The sequence below is a fragment of the Clostridiales bacterium genome (assembly GCA_025757645.1).
Taxonomy (GTDB): Bacteria; Bacillota; Clostridia; order Oscillospirales; family Oscillospiraceae; genus CAG-103.
Genome location: CP107216.1, coordinates 368282 through 391371 on the forward strand (window position 1 = coordinate 368282; position 23090 = coordinate 391371).

The 23090-nt window shown below is 62.0% G+C and carries 20 protein-coding genes; 9 read left to right on the forward strand and 11 right to left on the reverse strand.

The features are described 5' to 3' along the window. Positions 1-14: 14 nt before the first annotated feature. The gene (locus OGM61_01770) at positions 15-2093 is read left to right on the forward strand and encodes an FAD-dependent oxidoreductase (protein UYI84818.1); all 2079 of its coding nucleotides are present in this window, start codon (positions 15-17) and stop codon (positions 2091-2093) included. 151 nt (positions 2094-2244) lie between these two features. Here the strand turns inward: OGM61_01770 and OGM61_01775 are convergent, their stop codons facing one another. The 4 genes from OGM61_01775 to OGM61_01790 all read right to left on the reverse strand — a co-directional run bounded on the left by OGM61_01775 (position 2245) and on the right by OGM61_01790 (position 5936). Then, positions 2245-2982, reverse strand: a complete 738-nt coding sequence (locus OGM61_01775; GenBank protein UYI84819.1) for a glycerophosphodiester phosphodiesterase — start codon at positions 2980-2982, stop codon at positions 2245-2247. Between the two features lie 13 nt (positions 2983-2995). Further along, the gene (locus OGM61_01780; GenBank protein UYI84820.1) at positions 2996-4291 is read right to left on the reverse strand and encodes a TRAP transporter large permease; all 1296 of its coding nucleotides are present in this window, start codon (positions 4289-4291) and stop codon (positions 2996-2998) included. Then, complete coding sequence (locus OGM61_01785; protein ID UYI84821.1) at positions 4288-4770, reverse strand: TRAP transporter small permease; 483 nt, start codon at positions 4768-4770, stop codon at positions 4288-4290. The genes OGM61_01780 and OGM61_01785 overlap by 4 nt, the downstream gene beginning before the upstream one ends. 122 nt (positions 4771-4892) lie before the next feature. After that, on the reverse strand, positions 4893-5936 hold the full coding sequence (locus tag OGM61_01790; protein ID UYI84822.1) for a C4-dicarboxylate TRAP transporter substrate-binding protein: 1044 nt from the start codon (positions 5934-5936) through the stop codon (positions 4893-4895). Positions 5937-6190: 254 nt separating this feature from the next. Here OGM61_01790 and OGM61_01795 point away from each other — a divergent pair, with 254 nt between their 5' ends. Genes OGM61_01795 through OGM61_01805 form a run of 3 tightly spaced genes read left to right on the forward strand, consistent with a single transcriptional unit; the run spans position 6191 to position 8720 of the window. After that, complete coding sequence (locus tag OGM61_01795; protein UYI84823.1) at positions 6191-7249, forward strand: LacI family transcriptional regulator; 1059 nt, start codon at positions 6191-6193, stop codon at positions 7247-7249. A gap of 24 nt (positions 7250-7273) precedes the next feature. Further along, entirely contained in the window at positions 7274-7999 is a 726-nt protein-coding gene (locus OGM61_01800; protein UYI84824.1) for an MgtC/SapB family protein, read from the forward strand. Positions 8000-8015: 16 nt separating this feature from the next. Then, complete coding sequence (locus tag OGM61_01805; protein UYI84825.1) at positions 8016-8720, forward strand: MgtC/SapB family protein; 705 nt, start codon at positions 8016-8018, stop codon at positions 8718-8720. A 54-nt stretch (positions 8721-8774) separates the two neighbouring features. On the opposite strand, the gene OGM61_01810 is transcribed toward OGM61_01805, so the two are convergent. Genes OGM61_01810 through OGM61_01820 form a run of 3 tightly spaced genes read right to left on the reverse strand, consistent with a single transcriptional unit; the run spans position 8775 to position 10879 of the window. Next, the gene (locus OGM61_01810; GenBank protein ID UYI84826.1) at positions 8775-9185 is read right to left on the reverse strand and encodes a hypothetical protein; all 411 of its coding nucleotides are present in this window, start codon (positions 9183-9185) and stop codon (positions 8775-8777) included. A gap of 16 nt (positions 9186-9201) precedes the next feature. Next, the gene (gene ruvX / locus OGM61_01815; GenBank protein ID UYI84827.1) at positions 9202-9612 is read right to left on the reverse strand and encodes a Holliday junction resolvase RuvX; all 411 of its coding nucleotides are present in this window, start codon (positions 9610-9612) and stop codon (positions 9202-9204) included. After that, entirely contained in the window at positions 9593-10879 is a 1287-nt protein-coding gene (locus OGM61_01820) for a bifunctional folylpolyglutamate synthase/dihydrofolate synthase (GenBank protein UYI84828.1), read from the reverse strand. Before OGM61_01820 ends, ruvX begins: the two co-directional genes overlap by 20 nt. 141 nt (positions 10880-11020) lie before the next feature. On the opposite strand from OGM61_01820, the gene OGM61_01825 reads away from it, so the two are divergent. After that, positions 11021-11959 (forward strand): AEC family transporter, encoded by a 939-nt coding sequence (locus OGM61_01825; GenBank protein ID UYI84829.1) that lies wholly within the window; start codon positions 11021-11023, stop codon positions 11957-11959. 79 nt (positions 11960-12038) lie between these two features. Then, positions 12039-13478, forward strand: coding sequence for a TrkH family potassium uptake protein (locus OGM61_01830; protein ID UYI84830.1), 1440 nt, complete (start codon positions 12039-12041; stop codon positions 13476-13478). Between the two features lie 536 nt (positions 13479-14014). Here the strand turns inward: OGM61_01830 and OGM61_01835 are convergent. Beyond that, positions 14015-15250, reverse strand: coding sequence for a hypothetical protein (locus tag OGM61_01835; protein ID UYI84831.1), 1236 nt, complete (start codon positions 15248-15250; stop codon positions 14015-14017). A 523-nt stretch (positions 15251-15773) separates the two neighbouring features. On the opposite strand from OGM61_01835, the gene OGM61_01840 reads away from it, so the two are divergent. The 3 genes from OGM61_01840 (at position 15774) to OGM61_01850 (ending at position 18730) form a co-directional block, all read left to right on the forward strand. Beyond that, positions 15774-16628 carry a fumarylacetoacetate hydrolase family protein gene (locus OGM61_01840; GenBank protein UYI84832.1) on the forward strand — a complete coding sequence of 285 codons (855 nt, stop codon included), beginning with the start codon at positions 15774-15776 and terminating at the stop codon, positions 16626-16628. A gap of 71 nt (positions 16629-16699) precedes the next feature. Beyond that, positions 16700-17710 carry a 2-dehydropantoate 2-reductase gene (locus tag OGM61_01845; GenBank protein ID UYI84833.1) on the forward strand — a complete coding sequence of 337 codons (1011 nt, stop codon included), beginning with the start codon at positions 16700-16702 and terminating at the stop codon, positions 17708-17710. A gap of 69 nt (positions 17711-17779) precedes the next feature. After that, positions 17780-18730: a 2-dehydropantoate 2-reductase gene (locus tag OGM61_01850; GenBank protein UYI84834.1), complete on the forward strand. Its 951-nt coding sequence runs from the start codon at positions 17780-17782 to the stop codon at positions 18728-18730. A 148-nt stretch (positions 18731-18878) separates the two neighbouring features. Here the strand turns inward: OGM61_01850 and OGM61_01855 are convergent, their stop codons facing one another. The 3 genes from OGM61_01855 to OGM61_01865 are packed head-to-tail and all read right to left on the reverse strand — an operon-like array spanning position 18879 to position 23086. Further along, on the reverse strand, positions 18879-20186 hold the full coding sequence (locus tag OGM61_01855; protein ID UYI84835.1) for an S-layer homology domain-containing protein: 1308 nt from the start codon (positions 20184-20186) through the stop codon (positions 18879-18881). A gap of 13 nt (positions 20187-20199) precedes the next feature. After that, positions 20200-20754, reverse strand: coding sequence for a hypothetical protein (locus OGM61_01860; protein ID UYI84836.1), 555 nt, complete (start codon positions 20752-20754; stop codon positions 20200-20202). A 16-nt stretch (positions 20755-20770) separates the two neighbouring features. Continuing rightward, positions 20771-23086: a VWA domain-containing protein gene (locus OGM61_01865; protein ID UYI84837.1), complete on the reverse strand. Its 2316-nt coding sequence runs from the start codon at positions 23084-23086 to the stop codon at positions 20771-20773. Positions 23087-23090: the final 4 nt, after the last annotated feature.

The following is a 23090-nucleotide window of genomic DNA, read 5'->3' on the forward strand; positions in this document are numbered from 1 at the left end:
AAGGAGCGTATTACATGAACGAAAAGTACAACGCATTGTTCACCCCCTGGAAGATCGGCAATGTGGAGATCAAAAACCGCATTGTGCAGTGCTCCATGGGCGGCACGTCCCTGTTCGGCTGGATGGAGCCGAACCACTTTGACAAGGAAGCAGCCTACTTCCTGCTCAACCGCGCACAGGATGGCGTGGGTCTGATCCTGCCCGGTATGCAGTGCATCCGCGACCCGCTGGGCATCCCCGGCCGCAAGTGGCTGTACCAGAACGACCAGATGTTCAAGCAGCTCAAAGAGTACATGGTCGAGTTCCATAAGACGGGCGCGAAGCTGTTCATCCAGCTCGCTGCCGGCATGGGCCGCTCCATGGCCATCAACGGCTGGATGACGAAGCTGGCCAAGAACAACGTCCTCAACAAGATCGCCAGCCCCATCGTGGACGTGCAGTACATCTGCGCCTCCGCGTCCGAGGTTCCGAACCGCTGGAAGGAGGACGTCATGTCCCGCCCGCTGACGGTCAAGGAGATCGAGGACATGGTCTACGCCTTCGGCCAGACCGCCAAGAAGCTGCGCGCCGCCGGCGTCGACGGTGTGGAGATCCACGCCGTGCACGAGGGCTACCTGCTCGACCAGTTCACCATGGCCAACTGGAACCACCGCACCGACAAATACGGCGGCTCGTTCGAGAACCGCTTCCGCTTCCCGGTCGAGATCGTGCAGGAGATCAAGCGTCAGGCCGGCTCCGACTTCCCGGTGTCGCTGCGCTACTCCGTCGTGTCCAAGACCAAGGCCTGGGGCAAGGGCGCCATGCCGTACGAGACCGACTTCGTCGAGTTCGGCCGCGATATGCCGGAGTCCGAGAAGGCCGTCAAGTACCTCGAGGACGCGGGCTACGATATGTTCAACTGCGACAACGGCACCTACGATGCCTGGTACTGGGCACATCCGCCGCAGTACATGCCCGATAACTGCAACCTCGAGTATGTCGAGCACATCAAGCAGTTCACGAGCCGCCCGGTCGTCTGCGCCGGCCGCATGGACCCCGTGAAGGCCGCCGAAGAGATCGCCGCCGGCCGTCTCGACGCCGTGGCCATCGCGCGCCAGAACCTCGTCGACCACGAGTGGGTCCACAAGATCCTCAGCGGCCACGAGGATGAGATCAAGCCCTGCATCCGCTGCCACAACGGCTGCTTCAACATGTCGAAGTTCAAAGGCACCGCGAACCTCCAGAGCATGGACGACTCCCTGCACCTGGCCCGCTGCGCCCTGAACCCGACGACCATGCAGCACAACAAGTACAAGATCGTCCCGACCCGCCATCCGAAGAAGGTCGCCATCATCGGCGGCGGCATCGGCGGCATGGAGTGCGCGCTCGTGCTCAAGCAGCGCGGCCACACCCCGGTCATCTTTGAAAAGACCGGCGAGCTCGGCGGCCTGTTCCTCACCGCGTCCGCGATGAGCTTCAAGGAGAACGACAAGGAGCTCATCCGCTGGTACCTCAACGAGGTCGCCAAGGAGGGCATCGACGTGCGCCTGAACACCGAGGTCACGGACGTGAACACCCTGCGCGGCTTTGACGAGATCATCGTCGCCAGCGGCTCCATCCCGCGCACCATGCCGTCCATCCCCGGCTTTGAGAAGACGCTCACGTTCACCGAGCTGCTCAAGGACAAGAAGGAAGTCGGCGACAAGGTCCTGTTCATCGGCGGCGGCCAGTCGTCCTGCGAAGCGGCGTATGACCTTGTCCTTCAGGGCAAGCACCCCATCATCGTCGAGTACGCGAACGACCTCGTCGCGGCACAGGCCACCTGCCTTGCCAACACCTCCTTCCTGCGTGACGCGATGGAGTACCACAAGGTCCCGACCTACCTCGAGTCCACCGTGACCGAGATCAAGGACAACGGTGTCACCGTCAAGAACGTCAAGACCGGCGAGACCTTCTTCGTCGAGTGCGACAACGTCGTCAACGGCATCGGCTTTGTCCCGACTCCGGTCGGCGGCAAGGACAACAAGCAGGTCTTCCGCGTGGGCGACTGCGTTGCCATCGGCAACCTGCGCACCGTCATCTGGCGTGCCTGGGACGTCTGCATGAAGATCTGATCCCATCCCTACAAACGCGAAACTCCCTCCGGTTTTCCGGAGGGAGTTTTTTGCTGTCAGAAAAGAATGCTTTTGGGCAAAGAAATCGCCCCCGAGAGCCAAAGGCTCTCGGGGGCGTCGTCTCTTTATCTGACTATTTGCCGCGTCCGGCTCACTCGCCCTGCGCGAGCAGCCAGCCGCTCGCCACGCCGGGGTAGTTCGTGATGATGCCCTCGCAGCCCCAGCGGTGGAGCTGCTCCAGACCCGCCATGTCGTTGACGGTCCAGACGTTCATCTTCACGCCGTGCTCCTTGCAGTCGCGCACGTTCTCATCCGTGAGCAGCTCGATCGGCGGGTGGTAGCAGGCGAAGCCCGCCTGCTCGCAGTAGTAGCCGGGGAAGCCGCCGATGCTGTCCTCGAGCACGAGCGCGCCGACTTCGACCGCGTTGCCGCTGATCTCGAGGATGCGGCGCAGCGAGAAGTGGTTGAACGACGAGAACATGACCTTGTGCTCCAGACCGTAGCGCTCGATGGTGGCCCAGATCTTGCGCTCGATGTCATGATAGTAGATCTTGTCGGTCTTGATCTCGATGTTGTGCCCGACGCTCTCGCCGGACGCCCACTCGCAATACTCGTCGAATGACGGGATGCGCTCGGGGGCGTACTTGCCCGCGAAGCGCGCAGCGGCGTTGACCTGCCGCAGCTCGTCAAACGTATGCTCGCAGATGCGGCCGGTGCCGTCGGTCGTGCGCTCCAGGCGCTCGTCGTGGATGACGACGAGGCGGCCGTCGCGCGTCTCATGCACGTCCATCTCGATCGCGTCGCAGCCGACCTTGACCGCCTCGCGGAACGAGAGCATCGTGTTTTCCGGATAAGCACCGCTGTAGCCGCGGTGTGCCATAACTTTCATGCAATTGTCTCCCTTAATAAATGAGATTCGGTATCAGCAGCGAGATACCGGGGATATACGTCAGCAGCAGCAGCGCGATGAGCAGCGCGATGATAAACGGCACGCACTCTTTGATAAATTCCTGCATCTTGCAGTCCGTGATGGACACGCAGGTGAACATCATCGAGCCGAACGGCGGGGTCAGGCCGCCGATCATGATGTTGACGTTGCACACGATGCCGAAGTGCACCAGGTCGATGCCGGCCGCCTTCACGATCGGCACCATGAGCGGGGCGAGGATGATGAGCGCCGCGCCGCCCTCGAGGAACATGCCGACGATGAGCAGCACAACGTTCATGACCAGCAGCACGAGGAACTTGTTGCTGGCAAAGCTCGTCACGGCGTTGAGCAGCATGGTGGGGATGTTCTCCCAGTTGAGGTAGTAGCCGAACACGGTCGCCGACACGATGATGAGCATGACGGTGGCGGTGCCGGAGATGGTCTCGCGCAGGATGGGGATAAAGTGCTCCTTTTTCAGGCCCTTGTAGACGAACTTGCCCACGATCAGGCAGTAGAGCACGCCCACACCGCCGGCTTCCGTCGGCGTGAAGATGCCGAAGCGCATGCCCATGATGATGCCCAGCGGGAAAAACAGCGCCCAGAAAGACTTGAGCGCCTGCCGGCCGATCTCGCCGAGCGTTGCGCGGCGGGGGCGGGACGGCGCGTAGCCGCGCTTTTTGGAGATGAGCGCCACGGCGATCATCAGCGCCACAGCCATAAGCAGACCGGGGACGTAGCCGGCAGCAAAGAGCTGACCGACGGATGCGCCGGCGATCAGACCGTAGACGATGAGGTTGATCCCGGGCGGGATGATGGGCGTGACGCACGAGGACGCCGCCGTGATCGCGGCGGAAAAGCCCTTGCCGTAGCCGCGCTTTTCCATCTCGGGCACGAGCAGCTTGCACTCCATGGCGGCGTCGGCGTTGGCCGAGCCGGAGCATCCGCCCATGAGCATGCTCAGCAGGACGTTGATCTGCGCCAGACCGCCGCGCATATGACCGGTGAGCGCGTCGGCAAAGTCCATGAGCCGCGCGCTGATGCCGCCGTAGTTCATGATCGACCCGCACATGATGAAAAACGGGATCGCAAGGAACGGGAACGACTGCGTGGCCGTGACGAATTTCTGCATCAGCAGGTACGGCATCGTCGTCGTGTCAATAAAGCCAAAGTAGGTCAGCGCCGCGGCAAAGAGCGCGTAGGCGATCGGGATGCCCGTGAAGTACAGCACAAGCGCGATGATGATCGGCAGGATGGAGAGGAACGTGCTCATGCGTCCACCTCCCCGTCGAGGCTGCTGCTGCGCTTGAGGTCTTTGACGAAAAAGACGAGCGAGTAGATCGTCATCAGGCCGAAGCCGATGACCAGCGCCGTGCTGACCACGGAGGACGGCAGCTTTGTGATCGGCATGCGCTTGATCCAGGACGACTGGATAAACTGCACGCTGAGCACCGTGATGTAGCCGTTGATGATCACGAGCAGGGCGTTGGTGATCAGATGCACGACCCTGCGCGCGCCGGCCGGCAGCCGCTCCACGAGCAGATCGACGCCGACGTGCTGGTGCTTGCGGTAGGCATAGGCCGCGCCGATGAACACCGAGTACACGAAGCAGGAGGTGGCGATCTCCTCGCTCCAGATGATGATATAGTTAAACAGTTTTCGCGTGATCACGTTGACGATGACGAGCAGGATCGTTACGATCATCATCGCGCCCGCGATGACCCCGTCAAAATTTTTCAGTAGATTTTTCAAATTCGCATAACCCTCTGCTTTCTGTGGCTTTGCTCAGCAATGCCGGGTGTCCGGCAGCATGTGCGGGACACCCGGCATAAAAGCCGGTATGAGGCTTCCGACCGTCCGTCAGCGCGCAGCGCTCACTTGTTGGCCTGGCGGTACTGGGCGAGGATGGCCTGCGCCTGCTCAAAGAAGCCGGCGGTCACGCCGTCCTCTTTGACCATGCGGTCATACTCCGGCTGCACAGCGGCGCGGAACGCATCGACGTCAACCTCGTTGAACGAGCAGCCCTGCTCCTTCTCGAGCTTGGCCTTCGTCTCGTCGAAGGAGGCGTTGGTGAAGTCGGTGAGCTCCTTAGCGCCCTTGGTGAACTCTTCCTGGATGATGGTGCGGTACTCTTCCGGGATGCTGTTCCAGACCTTGGTGCTGATGTAGGCGCCGCAGGTGCCGACGAGGTGGTTGGTCAGGGACATGTTCTTGCACACTTCGGAGCTGCCGTTGGTGGAGTAAGCGTTCATGTTGCCTTCCAGACCGTCAATGACGCCCTGCTGCACGGCAGAGATCGTCTCGGAGAACGGCATGCCGGTGGGCGTGGCGCCCATGGCCGTGAGGCAGTTGATGTACATGGAGCTGTTGGGCACGCGGATCTTCATGCCCTTGAGGTCAGCGGGGGTCTTGATGACCTTGTTGGTCTGCAGGCAGCGCATGCCGACGTTGAAGTCGAGCGCGAGCACGTGGATGCCGTAGTTATCTTCGAGCTTCTGGCACATATTCTTTACCAGATCGGACTGGCAGACGTAGGAGTACTCGTCGATGCTGTTGTACATCATGGGGCCGATGAGTGCTTCAAAGTCGATGTCGTAGTCGGCGAGGTAGGAGGGGTCTTCGCAGGCGATCCAGTCGGCGCCGTTGACGACCTGCTCGATGTTGTCCTTATAGACGGCGAGCTGGCTGGAGTCGTAGCACTGGATCTCGATCGCGCCGTTGGTGCGCTCTTTGATGCGCTGGGCGACCTGCTGCATCTCGATCGTGAGCTGCTCGTTCGGCTGAAAGACGTGGCTGAGCTTGAGCACGAGATGATAATCTCCGTTGTTGTCGTCAGCGGCCTTATCGCCGTTGCTGCCGCAGGCACACAGTGCGAACACCATGACCAGCGCAAGAAGCATAGCAACAAATTTCTTCAAGGTAGTTCCTTTCTGCTTAAAAAAAGCGTTGAATTTTTCTCCGTCATTTTAACGGCTCTCTGTGAAAAATGTTAACATTTTTGTGCGATGCCGTCAACATGAACGGAAATTTTCCTTGCCATTTTTCTGTTTTCGCTATATACTCCTCTTGGAAATTGGTGAAACTGCAAAGGCAAAAGCGCGATTTTTCACCGAAAAATGCTTAATTTTTCAACACAAAGGTCTCCCTTCTCGTGTTGTCACCGGAGGTGCCTATGAGCAGCAAACCCACCCTGCGCGACATCGCGGAGGCGACCGGCGTTTCGACGGCGAGCGTCTCGATGATCCTCAACGGCAAGTCGCTCGAGCGCTTTTCCTCGCAGCGCGTGGCCAGCGTCCTCGCCGAGGCGGAGCGCATCGGCTACCGCACGCCGTCGGCCCGCTGCGCCGGCAAACAGATCGCGATCCTTTCCCCGTCGGTCTCGAATCCCTATCACACGATGATGATCTCCGGCATCGACGCGGCGGCCAGCGCTGCCGGCTACCAGACCGCGATCTACAACACCTATTGGAATCCCCGCACGGAGAGCCACCTGCTCGACACGCTGGACTTCTCGCGCGTGGCCGGCATCATCTTCGCCATGACGCCGACGCAGCCGGCCAAGGTGCGCGAACTGAGCCACCGTGTGCCCATCGTCGCCGTCGGCGACCGGGTCGTTGACTTCGGCATCGACACCGTGGACGTCGACAATTTCGGCGCGGCGCAGCTCGTGGCCAAGCACCTCATCGGCCTCGGCCACAAGCGCATCGCCTACCTGTCCACGGCGCTCAACGAGCACCACATCTCCCGGATGCGCCGCGCACAGGGCCTGCAGGAGGCCTACCATATGTGGTGTCCGGAGGGCAGCGTGACCATCTGCTCGCACGTCAACTCGCTCGAGGCGGAGATCACCACGCCCGACCTGGAGTACCGTTCGGGCATGGAGCTGGCCTATAAATGCCTGCGCAACGACAAGATCACCGGCATCGTCGCCATCAACGACATGGTGGCCTACGGCGTGCTCGACGCGCTCGTGCGCGAGGGCTACCGCGTGCCGGAGGATTTCAGTCTCTGCGGCTTTGATAACGTCACGAGCTCGGGCTATCAGCGCATCCAGCTCACAAGTGTGGAAAACTACACATTCAACCACGGCAAGAGCGCCTTCAACCTGCTGCTCGAGCGCATTGAGGGCGGGCTGAACAATCGGGAGGATCAGCCGATCAACCGCGTGGAATACCGCAGCCGGCTCATCGTGCGCGGCAGCACCGGCAAGCCGCGCAGCGGCAGCCTGTAACCAGCTCAGAAAGGAATCGCATCCATGGCGTCTGTACTCTCCTACCTGCGTGAACTGAATATCGTCACGATGATGCTGCGCATCCTCCTCGCCGTGCTCTGCGGCGGGCTGATCGGGCTTGAGCGCGAGCGCAAAAACCGCCCCGCCGGCTTTCGCACCTATATGCTCACGGCGCTCGGCGCGACGCTCACCGTGCTGCTGAGCCTGCAGCTCGACCAGATGCTCCACGGACCGTGGCGCGCGCTCGCCGAGAGCATCGGCGCGACGCAGGACGTGTCGCGCTTCGGCGCCGAGGCCGCAAAGGGCATCGGCTTTCTCGGCGCGGGCACGATCATCATCACCGCCCGCCAGCAGGTCAAGGGCCTGACCACCGCCGCCGGACTCTGGGCGAGCGCGTGTCTCGGCCTTGCCATCGGCGCGGGGTTTTATTCCTGCGCGTTCATCAGCATGCTCTTCATGATCGTGTGTATGTACGCGCTGCCGCCGCTCGAGCGGCGCATGACCCGCCGCGCACACCACATGAACATCAGCCTCGAGATCGAGAGCATGGAAAAGCTCGGCTCCGTCGTCGGACATCTGCACGCGCAGGGCGCGCGCATTTTCGACTTCGAGGTCAACCGCAGCGGCTCGGCCGCGCTGCCGAACTTCCTGTGCCAGTTCAGCGCCGTGCTGCCTGACCGGCGCGACCACCCCGAGCTGCTGGCGGAGCTGTCGGCGCTCGACGGCGTGATCCTCATCGAAGAGATCTGAGAAAGGAGGCTGTGCCATGCTGCATTGTTTTGACCCCATCCGCACCCTGAGCTTCTGGGCCATTCTCGTCCGGCTGACGCTGGCCGTCGTCTGCGGCGGCGTGATCGGCGCCGAGCGCGAGACGAAGCGCCGCCCCGCGGGCTTCCGCACGCACATCCTCATCTGCCTCGGCGCCGCCATCACCACGCTCACGAGCCAGTACCTGCTGCTCTCCCTGCATTTGTTCACCGACGTTGCGCGCCTCGGCGCACAGGTCATCTCCGGCATCGGCTTCATCGGCGCTGGCACGATCATCGTCACGCGCGATAAGCGCGTCAAGGGCCTGACCACGGCCGCCGGGCTCTGGGCCGCGGCCATCATCGGCCTCGCCTGCGGCGCGGGCTATGTCGAGTGCGCGGCCTTTGCCACGCTCGTCGTGCTCGTGGTCGAGCTGGTGCTCATCCGGCTGGAGTTCAAGCTCACGAGCAAGAACACCGACCTCACGCTCTACATCGAGTACGCGCACGCCGTGTGCATGGAGTCCGTGCTCGCCCTGCTGCGCGAGCGCCGCGTCCAGATCGAAAGTCTCGAGATCAGCCGCATCGCGGACACCGACGCGCCCGACGCGCCGCACCACTACTGCGCGCTCATCCCCATCCACAGCCGCGCCCCGCTGCGGCCCGGCGACCTGCGCAACGATCTGGCTGCGCTGCCGGACATTCTGACCGTCGAGGAAATGTGAAGCGAACACAAAAGCAAGGGCGGACGCCATATGGCGTCCGCCCTTGCTACATTTTCAATAGCCGCTGCTGACCACGTGCCAGCCGCTGCCGCGCCGCTCGAGCACGATGGGCCAGTCGGTATAAGTCTCGCCGGCGGTCAGGCCGCTGCGCCGCCCCGGGTCGCGCGCATACACGCTCGCAAGCAGCACGATCGTGTTGCCGTCGTCCTGCGCGCCCGCGCCAGCCAGCCAGCACGTCCGGTACGCCTCGTTGTACGCCAGACGCACCATGGCGCAGCCGCTGTGCCCGCGGTGAAACGCGCGCATGGCAGCGTCCATCGCGCCGCGGATGTCCTCGTCGGAAAACTGCTCCGACGCACCCACGACGATCTCAACGCCCGACGTGTCGCCCCGCCGCGCGCAGCCGGTCAGGCCCGTGAGCAGCAGCACCGTGAGCAGCAGCACCGCGATATTTCTCTTGCGCATCGTCTCGCCTCCCGCCTCAGTGCAGCGTGCCGAGGTAGCCCTCCAGGATCAGGCTCGCCGCCACGGCGTCGACCGTCTGGCGGTGCTTTTTCTCCTTGCGGCCGTTGGCGTGCAGGATGCCGTGCGCCTCAATGGAGCTGCGCCGCTCATCCCAGAGCACGACCTCCAACCCCGTCGCCTCGGTGAGCCGCTGCGCGACCGCGCGGCTCTTTTCCGCACGCGGACCCTCGGTGCCGTCCATGTTTTTCGGCAGGCCGAGCACGATGCGCTCCACGCCCTCGGTGCGCACCACGTCCGCGATCGCGGCGACCGCCCGGTCGAGATTCCACTCCGTGAGCGTCCACGCCCGGCCGCACAGCGTGGCCGAGGCATCCGAGAGCGCGAGCCCGATGCGCGCGTCGCCGTAATCAATGCCCAGAATTCTCATTGTGATCCCTCCGCAGATCCATGCGGATCGCGCCCGCCATGTACAGCGAGCCGACCGCGCAGATAACGTCCTCCGGCGCTGCGTGTGCCAGCGCCAGCTCTGCCGCCTGCGCGGGGTCCGCGCAGACCGTAACCGGTTTCCCGAATCGTTTCAGATAGTCCCCCAGCTCCGCCGCCGGCAGCGCGCGGGGCGAGAGCGGCGTCGCGGCGATGTACGCCGCCGCCTGCCCATCGAGCGCCGCGAGCATGGCGGGATAGTCCTTGTCCGCCAGCACGCCCACGAGCAGCGTGATGCGCCGGCCGGGAAAATAGCGTGCGAGATTGTCCGCGACCGTCTGCGCGCACTGCGGGTTGTGCCCGCCGTCGAGCACGAACCACGGCGCGCGCCGCAACAGCTCAAACCGCGCCGGCCAGCGCACCTGCGCCAGACCCGCGCGCACGGCCGCGTCCGGGATGCGCCAGCCGCGCGCGCGCAGCGCCGTCACCGTCTCGAGCGCGACGGCCGCGTTGCGCAGCTGGTGCGCCCCCAGCAGCGGCAGCGTATATTCCGCGCCGCGGTAGGTGAAGGTCTGCCCGTCCACGCCGTCGGTCAGCGGCACGATGGCGGCTGCGTCCGCCTCCGTGAGCGGGATGCCCCGCTGCGCGCAGATCTCGTGCAGGACGGCGCGCACCTCCGGCGTCTGCGGATAGCTGACGGCGCGCGTGCCGGGCTTGAGGATGCCCGCCTTCTCGCGCGCGATCTGCTCGAGCGTATCGCCGAGGATCTCCGTGTGGTCGAGGCCGATGTTCGTGATGACGGCGCACGCCGGCGCGGCAATGACGTTCGTCGCGTCGAGCCGGCCGCCGAGGCCGACCTCCAGCACCACGACGTCGCATCCCCGCCGCCGGAACCACAGCATGGCCGCCGCCGTCACGAGCTCAAACTCCGTCGGCGGGTCGTCCATGGCGGCGATGCACGGCTGCAGCGCCTCGCACACGGCGGCAAACTCCGCGTCCGGCACGGGCACGCCGTTGACCTGCATGCGCTCGGCGAAGCGCTCGAGATACGGCGATGTGAATAGCCCCGTCGTGTAGCCTGCCGCACGCAGGATGGATGCGAGCATCGCCGCCGTGCTGCCCTTGCCGTTCGTGCCCGCGATGTGCACGAACTGCAGCCCGTCCTGCGGGTCGCCCAGGCGGTGCAGCAGCTCGCGCACGCGCGCGAGCCCCGGGCGGGAGCCGCGCCACGCGACGCCATGGATCAGCTCCATGGCCTGCTCAATTGTCATATCGCCGCACCTCCCGCGCAAAAAATCAGATGCTGCGATTATACCACGTTCCGCGCAGCGCGGCAACCGGGGTACTTGCGTTTTTGCGCCGCATGGGGTAAACTGTTACTTTAGTGATTTCCTGACGAACGGAGGCGACATATGGAAAATCTGATGATCTCGGCAAACGCCGTGCTGCCCATGTGCCTGGTCATGGCGCTCGGCTACGGCACGCGCCGCCTCGGCTGGCTCCGCCGTGAGGAGATCTCCACCATCAACAAGATCGCTTTCCGTATTTTTCTGCCATGTTTGCTTTATTATAATATATATTGCTCCGATCTGTCCGGCTCGTTTGACCCGCTGCTGATGACCTATGCCGTGGGCGGCGTGCTGCTGACGTTCGGCCTCGCGCTCGGCTACACGCTGCTGACCGAAAAGCTGCCGGAGCGCCGCGGCGTGCTGATCCAGGGCATGTTCCGCAGCAACTACGTCATCATGGGCATCCCCGTGGCGACGGCGCTGCTCGGCGCCGATCAGCTCGGCACCGTCTCGATCCTGATCGCGGTCATTGTGCCGCTGTTCAATATGCTGGCCGTCGTCGTGCTGGAGGTGTTCCGCGGACAGAAGCCGAAGCCGCTGCACATCCTCGGCCAGATCGCAAAAAATCCGCTCGTCATCGGCTCCGTGCTCGGCATCCTGACGCTGGTCGCCGGCATCCGCCTGCCGCACATCCTCGAGCAGACCATCCAAAGCGTCAGCGCCATCGCATCGCCGCTGCAGCTGTTTCTGCTCGGCGCGTTCTTCCAGTTCTCCGGCCTGAAGACCTACCGCCGCGAGCTTGTGACCGTGTCGATCGCCAAGCTGATCGTCTCGCCGGGCCTGTTTCTGGGGCTGGGCGCGCTGCTCGGGTTCCGGGGCGTGGCATTCGTGTCGCTCATCGGCATTTTCGCCTCGCCGACCGCCGTCAATTCCTTCACCATGGCGCAGCAGATGGGCGGCGACGCCGAGCTCGCCGGCGACATTGTGGTCACGACATCGGCCGCGAGTATCCTGACCATGTTTTTTTGGATCTTCCTGTTCAAATCCCTGGGCATGTTCTAGGCGCCGGGGGCTTCCCAAACCGGACAAACCGGCGTATAATACCATATTCGGATAACGAAAGCATAGAGAGGGCAAAACCATGAATTTTCGAATGATCGGGCAGGTCGTCGGCCGCGTGCTGTGCATCGAGGCCGCGCTGATGCTCCTGCCGATGATCGCAGCTGTGATCTATGACGAATCTCCGGTCCCGTTTCTGATCACGATCGGCATCACCGGCGGCATCGGGCTGGTCATGTGGCGCGTGCGCGCCAAGTCCGGCGGCATCACCGCGCGCGACGGTTTTCTCATCGTCGGCCTGTCGTGGATCGCCATGTCGCTGCTCGGCGCGATCCCGTTTGTGCTCACGGGCGACATCCCGAACTACATCGACGCCCTGTTTGAGACGATCTCGGGTCTGACCACGACCGGCGCCAGCGTCGTCACATCGCCGGAGAGCATGACGCGCGGCGGCATGTTCTGGCGGCTGTTTACGCACTGGATCGGCGGCATGGGCATCCTCGTGTTCGTGCTGGCCGTGCTGCCCATGAGCGGCAACCGGTCGATGCACATCATGCGCGCCGAGGTGCCCGGCCCGACGGTCGGCAAGCTCGTGCCGCGCATCCGCAAGACTGCCTCCATCCTCTACCTGCTGTACATCGCGCTCACGCTCGTGGAGACGGTTCTGCTCATCGCCGGCGGCATGAGTTTTTACGATGCACTGCTGCATTCGTTCGCCACCGCCGGCACCGGCGGCCTGTCCACGCGCGCGCTGAGCATCGGCTACTACAACAGCGCCTATATCGACATCGTCGTGGGCGTGTTCATGATCCTCTTCGGCGCCAACTTCAGCCTGTATTACCTCATTCTGCTCGGCAACATCCGCACCGCGCTGCGCAACGAGGAGCTGCGCTGGTTCCTCGGCATCATCGCCTTCGCCGTCCTCACGATCGCAGTTGACATCCGCAATCTCTACGGCGGCGTCGGCCATGCTCTGCGCTATTCGTTCTTCCAGGTCACATCGATCATCTCTACGACAGGCTTTGCCACCGCGGACTTCAATCTCTGGCCGGAATACTCCAAGTTCCTGCTCGTGCTGCTGATGTTTGTCGGCGGCTGCGCCGGCAGCACCGCCGGCGGTCTGAAAGTCTCGCGCGTGATGCTGCTGTTCAAATCCTGCACGATCGAGGTCAAGAAGATGCTGCGCCCGCGCTGCGTGGAAAACGTCCGCCTCGACGGCAAGCCGGTCGACGGGCAGACCGTCTACAACGCCCTGACGTATTTCACGTTCTACATCATCATCATGCTCATCGCAGGGCTGATCGTGTCGCTCGACGGGCTGGACTTCACGACGAATTTCACCGCCGCACTCTCGTGCCTGTCCAACGTCGGGCCGGGGCTCTCCCTTGTCGGACCGACCGGAAGCTTTGCCATCTTCTCGCCGCTGAGCAAGATCGTGCTCATGATCTGCATGCTGCTCGGCCGTCTGGAGATCTTCCCGCTGCTGCTGCTGTTCGTGCCGTTCACGTGGCGCTGGAAGTGAGCGCCGCCCGCAGCCGGAAACGCACATTGCATAGAACCGCCCCGCAAGTTCTGTAACTTGCGGGGCGGTTTTTTCGATACCCGCTCCTTGCCGAACGAATGATGTAGCATTTCATCTGCGCAGCAGGGGAGCCCGCCGCATCTAACATACCGCAGACAGCGACAACCCCGCAGGCCGAAGCCTGCGGGGTTGCCTCCGCGTTTCCGCGGTTGATTGCACCCGAGGCGAGCCTTGCCCCCTCGGACTCCCCTGCTGCTCTGTTGCGTCTCCCGCCGCATCTAACATACCGCAGACAGCGACAACCCCGCAGGCGATTGCCTGCGGGGTTGCCTCCGCGTATCCGCGGTCCATTGCACCCGAGGCGAGCCTTGCCCCCTCGGGCTCCCCTGCTGCTCTGTCGCGTCTCCCGCCGCATCTATCATACCGCAGACAGCGACAACCCCGCAGGCCGATGCCTGCGGGGTTGCCTCTCTACGCTGCAAACGCAGCGGTCAGTATTTTTTGTTGGGACGCTGGAGAGTTGCGCCGCGATCAGATCACTCCGACAGCTCTGCCTTCTTGTCGGCAGACAGCTTCTTGATCTTCGGGATGCCCCAGATGAACGCCGGGAGCACAACAACGATCAGAGCGTAGTAGCCGTCATAGCCATAGATCTTGGAGATGATGGTCGACAGGCCGAGCAGGGAAACTGCGTAGCACAGGCCGATGACGATCAGGCCGACGATGACGCTGCGGACAGCCTTGCTCTTGATGGCCTTCGGGAAGCAGTGGCCCTCGAAGCGCTGGATCATGGAGTAGACGAGCGTGACGGACGTGGACACGAACGCGCAGAACAGCAGGATGGTGTACACGACGAACAGCCAGGTGTAGCCGCTGCCCATGAGGGTGACGACGCTCTGGTTGGGGAGCTTCATAACGTCGGCAATGTGGCGGGCGGCGATGCTGGCGACGGAGTCAACACCAACGCTCTTGATGGCGCAGAGGACCGGGTACCAGCGCAGCAGCATGGCGCCGGAAGCGGCGAGCGCGCCGCCGTTCATGAGCCAGCCAAGGATGCTGGCGCGCTTGACGCCCTTGTGGGTCAGCTCGGTGGAAGCAGCGATCATGGCCGGGACGGACACGCACTGGAAAGCAGCGTACACGAACACGCCGCGCCAGACGCCCTCGAGGCCCTTCTGGGAGGTGACGTCCGCGATGGCCGGGATGGAAGCGTAAGCCGCGTTCTCAGTGGCCAGCTCCTGAGCGACTGCGTCGATCGGAACGACGAAGCCCATGATGACCAGGATCGCGGTGACGATCAGGATCGCGGTGGAAAGAACGGTAGAAGCCTTGATGATCAGGTCAACGCCGAAGATCGACAGAAGGATCAGCAGGGCGATGATGACGAGGTTGCAGATGATATCGGGCAGGTTGATCAGGCTCTTGACGATGCCGCCGGCGCCGTCAACGCAGGACGCGACCGCCGCGAGGATGATGATGATGTAAAAGATCTCGAAGAAGACCTCCATCCACGGCTTCGGATACAGGGCGCGATAGGTGTCCTTGTAGTTGTCGAAACCGCTGAGCTTGGCAAACTTCATCATGATGTACATGACGACGGCCAGGATGCCCATGGCCAGCAGCGGGAAGATCGCCGCGGTCCAGCCATACTGGACAAAGTAGTTCACGACCTGGTTGCCGGTCGCAAAGCCGGCGCCCACGTGGGTGCCGAACCAGACAGACGCCACGGTGAAGGCGGCTGCCCAGCTGCTCTTGAGCTTTTTGTTATCCATTTTTTACCTCTCTCTTTTTTTCTCTTTTTTTGCTTTTCTCTCTTTTTTATTTCAATCCTGCCTCGTGCTCTCCTACCAACCGAGACAGGGCTCGAAATCCACACCCATGTGTTAATTTATGAACAAGTCGTTAACAACTTGGGATAGTAAATTTATAATTCTCTCACACGCAAAAGTCAATAACAGCCTCTTCCAATCCCCAATTTTTTTCAGCCGTTTTCTGAAAATTGTCGAGTTGCACAAAATCTTGCATGTATTTTTATGCACTCTGATTCTGGCGCTTTTGTAATATTTTATGCGATTTTAGCACTTTGACAGCAAGAAAACAGTTGCGGCGTCTACACTTTCGTGCTATCATAACAACGCTGGGAGTGCAAATCTTTTGTCGAATTTCTGACAAGCGAGATTGGCATATTTTTGACACAGGCCAGCAGGCTCGGCAAACGCGATTGATGAATTTTTAACCATCATTTTGCGTACACATCCATTGCCCAATGTCGATTTTGAGGGGAGCGCGCACGTTATGAAGCTCGTGACATTTGAAAAGGACGGCCGCAGCGCCGTCGGCCTGCTCAACGCGGCCGGCACTGCCGTGCATCCCGTGCCGGGCTGTGCGGACATACAGACGCTCATCGGCATCTGGCCGGCGCTGGACACTGCCGCCGTGCTGCGCAGCGCCGCGCTGCCGCTCGAGCGCGTGCGGCTGCTCGCGCCCATCCCCCGCCCGGAGCAGGACGTGATCTGCCTGGGCATCAATTATTTTGACCACGCCAAGGAGAGCGAGGCCGTCGCCGGCAAGGGCGTCAAGGCGCCGGACACGTTCCCGATCTACTTTTCCAAGCGCGTGAACGAGGCCGTCGCCCCCGGCGGCGACATTCTCAGCCACAGCGATCTGGTCGCCGACCTCGACTATGAGGCGGAGCTGGCCGTCGTCATCGGCCGCCCGGCGCACAACGTCAGCGAGGCAGACGCGCTCGACTACGTGTTCGGCTACACCATTTTGAATGACGTGAGCGCGCGCACGATCCAGAACCAGCATAAGCAGTGGTATCGCGGCAAGAGCCTCGACGGCTTCACGCCGATGGGCCCGTGGATCGTCACGCCGGACGAGTTCGACGTGCGCAGGCCGCAGAAAATCCAGAGCCGCATCAACGGCGAGCTCCGGCAGGACAGCACGACCGATCTCATGATCTTCCACGTGCCGTACGTAATCGCCGAGCTCAGCCAGGGCATGACGCTCCGCCCCGGCACGATCATCTCCATGGGCACGCCGGCCGGCGTGGGCATGGGCTTTGACCCGCCGAAGTGGCTGCACCCGGGCGACGTGGTCGCGTGCAGCATCGAGGGCATCGGCACCCTCACCAACACCGTTCGGTAATCCGCCGTCAGGCATCCGCCTGCAGCGGCCGAAGATATCGCAAACAGAATCAGAAAAGGAGAGAAAAAGTTATGAAATTTGCAATGTATGGTTCCGGCGCAGCCGGCAGCGTCTTCGCTTCTTACCTGCGTAAGGGCGGTGCGGACATCATCCTCATCGACCGCTACGAGGCGCACATGAAGAAAGTCGCCGAGGAAGGCATGCACTTCACCATCCATCAGGAGGAAGATGGCGGCTACAAGGATTACGACTACCAGCTCAAGGGCTTCCGCACCTACACCACCGCTGCTGACGCGGCCGCGGCGGAGGGCAAGGTCGACGTCATCATCTACATGACCAAGGCGACCCAGCTCGAGCAGGCCATCCAGGACTCCATGCCTGTCGTCGGCGACACGACCGTCGCCGTCTCCCTCATCAACGGCCTCGGCAACGATGACAACCTCTTCAAGGTCTTCCCGAAAGAGCGCTGCATCATCGGCTCCGGCGTGCTGGGCACGGCTCTGCCCGAACCCGCACACTGCGTGTCCACCCCGGCCGGCGGCGTGCAGATGAACTTCGGCGGTGCGGTCCGCTCGGAGCTCACCGACGCGGCCTGCGCCGAGATGCTCAAGTGCTACCGTGCCGGCGGCTGCGACGCTTACTGGCGCGACGGCGAGCCGGGCACCGACAATAACATCTACAAGTTCATCTGGAAAAAGGTCTGCGTGAACGCCACCGTCAACACCGTGTGCGCCGTCCTGCGTCTGAAGATCGGCGAGGTCGAGGCGGATCCGTTCGGCCAGTGGCTGTTCCACAGCGTCATCCGTGAGACCTGCGCGGTCGCGACCGCCAAGGGCGTGCCGATGGACGCCGATGAGTTCATCGCCCACGATCACAAGGACATCGTCACCAACATCGCGGACTACTATCCGTCCATGTGCCAGGATATGCTCTTCAACCACCGCCAGACCGAGATCGACGTGCTCAACGGCAAGATCGCGGAGTACGGCGAGCAGCTGGGCATCGACACCCCGGTGTGCAAGGTCCTGTCCCAGGTCGTGCGCTGCATCCAGGGCAACTACGACAAGCAGTACCTGAAGTAATTTCAAACCCCGAGTTTTCTCTGCCGGCCGGCCAACAACCGGCCGGCAGTTTGCTAAGGAGGCAAACGCATGAAAATCGCAATGATCGGCTCCGGCGCTGCCGGCAGCGTGTTCGCCGCCTACCTGCGCAAGGGCGGCGCCGAGCTCTGGCTCGTCGATAAGTACAAGGCACACATGGACAAGATCGTGGCCGACGGTCTGGTCTTCCGCACGCCGGAGGGCGAGGAAGTGCTCACCGGCTTCCACACGAGCGCCACCGCGCACGACATCGGCACCATGGATATGGTCATCCTCATGGTCAAGGCCACGCAGACCGCGGACGTCATGGCCGACACCATGCCCTGCATCGGGCCGGAGACGGTCGTCGTCTCGCTGCAAAACGGCCTCGGCAACGACGAGGTGCTCGCCCAGTTCGTGGAGACCGACCGCATCCTCTACGGCAGCGGCCTGATCGGCACGGAGCTGGCCGGCCCCGGCGTGTGCGTGAGCAAGCCGGAAAAGGGCATCCAGATGCACTTCGGCGCCGTGCACAACAACCCGAAGGCCGACGCCGCCGGCAAGGCGCTCGAGGCGTGCTTCCAGGCGGGCGGCTGCAACGCGAGCTTTGACGAGGATGTGCGCCCGTACATCTGGAAGAAAGTCATCGCCAACAGCGGCTATAACGGCGTGAGCGCCGTCATGCGTCTGAAGGTGAAGGAGACCTTCGCCGACCCCTACGGCCACGACATCGTCATCCATGTGTGGAAAGAGGGCTGCGCCGTCGCGCAGGCGCTCGGCATCGGCGATCTCTGGCCGCTCATGGAAAAGGAAGAGCCGAACATCATCGCCAACCTCGGCAACTACTATCCGTCCATGGCGCAGGACGCCGTGCTGCACCAGCGCCAGACGGAGATCTCCGTGCTCAACGGCGCCATCGCGCGCTACGGCGAGCGGCTGGGCGTGCCCACCCCGTTCAACACCGTCATCACGAAGGTCATCTCCTGCATCCAGAACAACTACGACAAGCAGTATCTGGGCTGATAACGCATCCACGCATTGCATGTATCCCTACGTCAGCGCCCCGGCAGCCGCCGGGGCGCACGTTTTTTCCCATACGCAAAAACACCCCCTGTGCCGTGCACAGGGGGTGTTCGCTATGGTTGTTTCGTTTACCGTCAGCGCCGCGCGCTTACCGGTTGGGATATTTCTGCGCCAGCTCGGCCTCGAGCGCCTTCCAATCTCTGGCCGGCGTGATCTTCGTCCACGTCTCGGGCGAGGTGTTGTTCACGCGCTCGTAATCGTGGTTGTTGGTCGCTTCCTGCACATCCGTGTAATACCAAGCGTCGGTGTTGCTGTTGTCCGGCCATTTGATCATATCGGGCAGGAAATGCTCCTTATCCGGTGTACGGAAGAGAACCTTGTTGATGATCTTCATGGCCTCGTCGCGCTTGATGTTCTGGTTCGGGCGGAATGTGCCGTCCTCATAGCCATCGATCAAGCCACGCGCCGCCGCGCGGTTGATATACTCGCGCGCCCAGCTGCCGGAGATATCCGAGAATGCATCACCGGTAACTTCCGGTGCGTGGTAGAATCGCGCCGCGATCGTCGCAAACTCCGCGCGCGTGATCGGCGCGTCCGGGCGGAACGTGCCGTCCTCATAGCCGGTGAGAATACCGGCGTTGGTCAGCGTCGAAACCGCGCTGTTATACCAGGCACCGCTTGCCACATCGGAGTAGCTGTTCGTGCGAGACCACACATTTTCGCGGGCCTCGTCCTGAAGCAGACGGTAGAAGATCGTTGCGACCTCCGCGCGTGTGATCTGGCGCTCCGGCTTCACCGTGCCGTCCGGATAACCGCAGATATACGCATCGTGCTTGTCGAGCTCCAGCGGCGGGGGCGGCAGCTCGTTGTCCTCGACTGAGAACACGAACGTGATGTGCGCAGCCGCTTCCTGGAACGCATTGCCCATCGCGGGGTCAACATCAATGGTCACGTCCAGATCGACCGGATCGGTCTTCGGGCCGACCTCGGCAATGAAGACGTTGCTCTTGAGGCCATCGGCCGCATCGAGCTGGCTGAAGAGCTTCGCGGTCTTGTTGGACGCGATCACGACGCCGTCTTTCGACACGGTCATGCCGATGTGATCGAGCACATCGTTGTACGAGATGGCGGAGCCTTCCTTGGCGGAGGCGTCGCCGTCGATCTCGGCGCGCAGATAGATCTTTGCGCCCTGCACACCGTTTTTGCCGTCAGCCTGCACGCGGATGGTCTGCGTGAGGCTGTCGCCGGGCATGCAGTTGGAGAAGTTCGGGAACAGGTTCGTGTCCGAACCGTCGCCGGTGTGGGTGAAGGTGAAGCGCGCGCCGTTGCCGTCCGAGCCGTCATAGTACGTGACGGTGGGAACGTTCGTCTCGCCCGTCGCCCAAATGCCCAGTCCGGCAGCCAGCGCGACCACCAGCACGAGGGCGACGATCATGGTAAGTTTTTTGTGTTTCATACCGTTGCCCTCCTTAAGGTGTCGTGGTCGGCTGCGTCAGATAGCCGTTGTTGTCAACGCGCACGCCCCAGCTATCTGTCACGGCCTTGCTCGGCGCGGCCTGAATGCTCTCGGCCAGCACCGTCACCTCGAGGTGGCAGCCCTCGGGCGCATTCGGCTGCGTGATGGGATCTTTCAGCAGGTTTGCAGTCGAATCTTTCGGTCCGACCGGCTTCGTGTAGTAGTAAATGCCGTCTTTCTCGAACCAATCACTATTTGTGATCGTCGGTGCCGGTACCGGAGTCGCAGAGACGTTTCCGTCTTTGTCTACCCAGTTGCACACCAGCTTGACGCGGACGTAGGACGTGGCGGTTCCTTCGTTCTTGACGTAAATCTCCGACTTGATACCGTCGTCTGTCTTCTCTTCGATCTTAATTTCGGATGTGGCAGCCTTAAATGTGTTCGTCACCGGAGACGTGTTCGCTTTGAGATAAGCGAGCGTCGTGCCGACGGCCAGCGCGAAGATCAGGCACAGGGAGAGGATGAGCGCGGCTTTTCTCCCGCCTGAACCGTTAAAGATACGTTTCATATGTCATCCCTCCTATTCAGTTCGTGCCCGAGCCCGGAACATGTCCGGTATTATCGATATTATCCTTGGCCGTCCACTTGTTGATGACGTCGACAATGCTCGTGAGCCAGTCGTGCTTTACATAGGTGTTGGTGATCCCGGCCTCGCCGTTGGGCGTTGTGCTGCTGAGCGTGACGTCTGCCTTTCCATCCTTGTCAGCCGTGTAGCTCCACGACCAAGCGGTGTCCTCGACCACGGTGTAGTCGCCGACAGCCAGACCGGTGATGGTCGTGCTCGCGCCGCCCTTGAGCACCACGGTGGTCACGAGATCGTTGCCCTTCATGACGTTGAACACGAAGGTCTGGTTCGGGTCGCCGCCGCCCGTAACGGTCTTGGAGATCTTCAGGCTGCAGGTGTTGACCGTGATGGTGAACGTAGCATCTTTAGAAACGCTCTCATACGTTCCCGTTTGCGTAGGCGAAACCGTGCACGTCACCTTGTAGGTCGTGGTCTGCTCCGGAGCGACGGTGCCGTTGCTTGCCGGATCGCTCCACACCCATGTTCCGCTGCTGCTTCCGGCGGGAACTGTGTACGTGCCGACAACCGTTCCGTTCTCATCCTTGACCGTATAGGTCACATCCACAAAAGCGTTATTTGTGCCGTCAAATGTGGCATTCTGGTGCACAAGCTCCTGCAAATTGGCAGAATCGCCAAGGTAGATCGCCTTGTCATCCGCCGTCGGCGTGATGCTTTTTACTTCCACGTCCTGCGTCGGCACATCGAACGCCTTGATCATGGTTCCCTTCGCATAGATACCGGACTGCCCATCATTCGTTGGCACCTGATTGCCGCCGAGGAAGCCGTCGCGCACGGAAACGTCAAACTCGATGATCAGTTTCTTTCCGAACGTGCCATCCGCCTTAGCGTTTGTGGAGACATAGTTCTGGTTGAAATCGAAGCCGGTCACATTGACCGCCCGCGTTGCCGGATCGATCGCTGCCGTCACCGAAGGATCGGCTGCGACCGGAGCCCCAAATGCGCTGCCGTTATAGGCTGCAGTGGAGAGACGAATAGCGCCGGCATTTTGCGGCACCGTAAAGTACGGCGTCACGATGTCTTTGATGACCGTCTCGCTGCCAAGGTCAATATTGGCGCTGCCGATGTTCTCGCTGATCGTGGTAAAGATCTTGCTCAGCGAGGCGGAATCGTTCGCCGTCAGGTAGTAGTTGGACTGCTCGCGGGCAAAATTTCTGGTGATCTGCCAGCCATAATTGCCGATGCCGATGAAGCTGGAATCGTACCGCTGGATGCCGATCTCCGTCGCATCCGGGAAGTTGCCAGAGATGTAGTTCAAAAAGCGGTTTCCGGCCGGGATGTCATAGTTCTTGACGTCTCCGATCCCCCACCAGCTAAAGCTGGCCCAGTAGCTTCCGACCTGGCCGTTGCTGTTGTACTTGAAGCCGCTGTCGCCGTAGAGCTGCTCCGGATTCGCGCCGTTGAAAATGCCGACGGAATAGACCGTCGCGCCGGCGTCCTTGAGCGCCTTGGCCGACTGGATGGCGCCGTTGGCGACCGTCGTGTCAAAATCGCTCTGCTTCGTCGGCACACCGTCCGTGAACAGGATCACGACCTTCTGGCGTTTCGTGTTGGTACCGGTGTAGCCGCTGTCGCCCTGCATGAGCGCCTGCGCACTCCGCATGCCGTCGGCGACATTCGTCGCGCCCTCCGGCTCCGACGGGAGGCCGTTGATCTTGGCCTTGAGCGCGGTCTCGCCGGACGGGCTTTCCGCCGTGTCCGTTTCGGCCGGGGTCACGAGCGTCCAGTCCATCAGCGTGGAAGCGTTCGTGCCGAAAGTCACGACCGCGATCCGGTGATCGGACTTTTCCGCGTTATACTTATCCGCCACCGCTTCAATGAACGTGTTCACGGCCTGCTTCATGGCATACTGGCGGCGGGCCGAATCCGTGCTGGTCTCATTCCCGTCAAAATTATACGCCATCGAGCCGGACTGGTCGAGCACGAGCACGATGTCACACGGTGCGATCGAGGTCGTCGTTGTGACCGTGCCGGTCGTGTACGCTTCGAGATGCACGGTATAGCCGCTGCCGTTTGCCGTAACTTCCTTGCTCAGCTCCAGACCGTCGCCGCCGGCCGCGCGGTCGGCTGCGGCGCGCAGCGGCTGCGGCCGCACGGAAACGGCCGGCCGGAACGGCCCCGCCTCCGTGAACACCGCCGTCTGCGGCACTTCGCCCGCGGCTTCTGCCGCATCCTGCGTCACGCCCGCGCCCATGAACAGGCACATGCTCAGGAGCATGACTGCGCAGAGGACGAGCGAGAGAATGCGTTTTTTCATATAG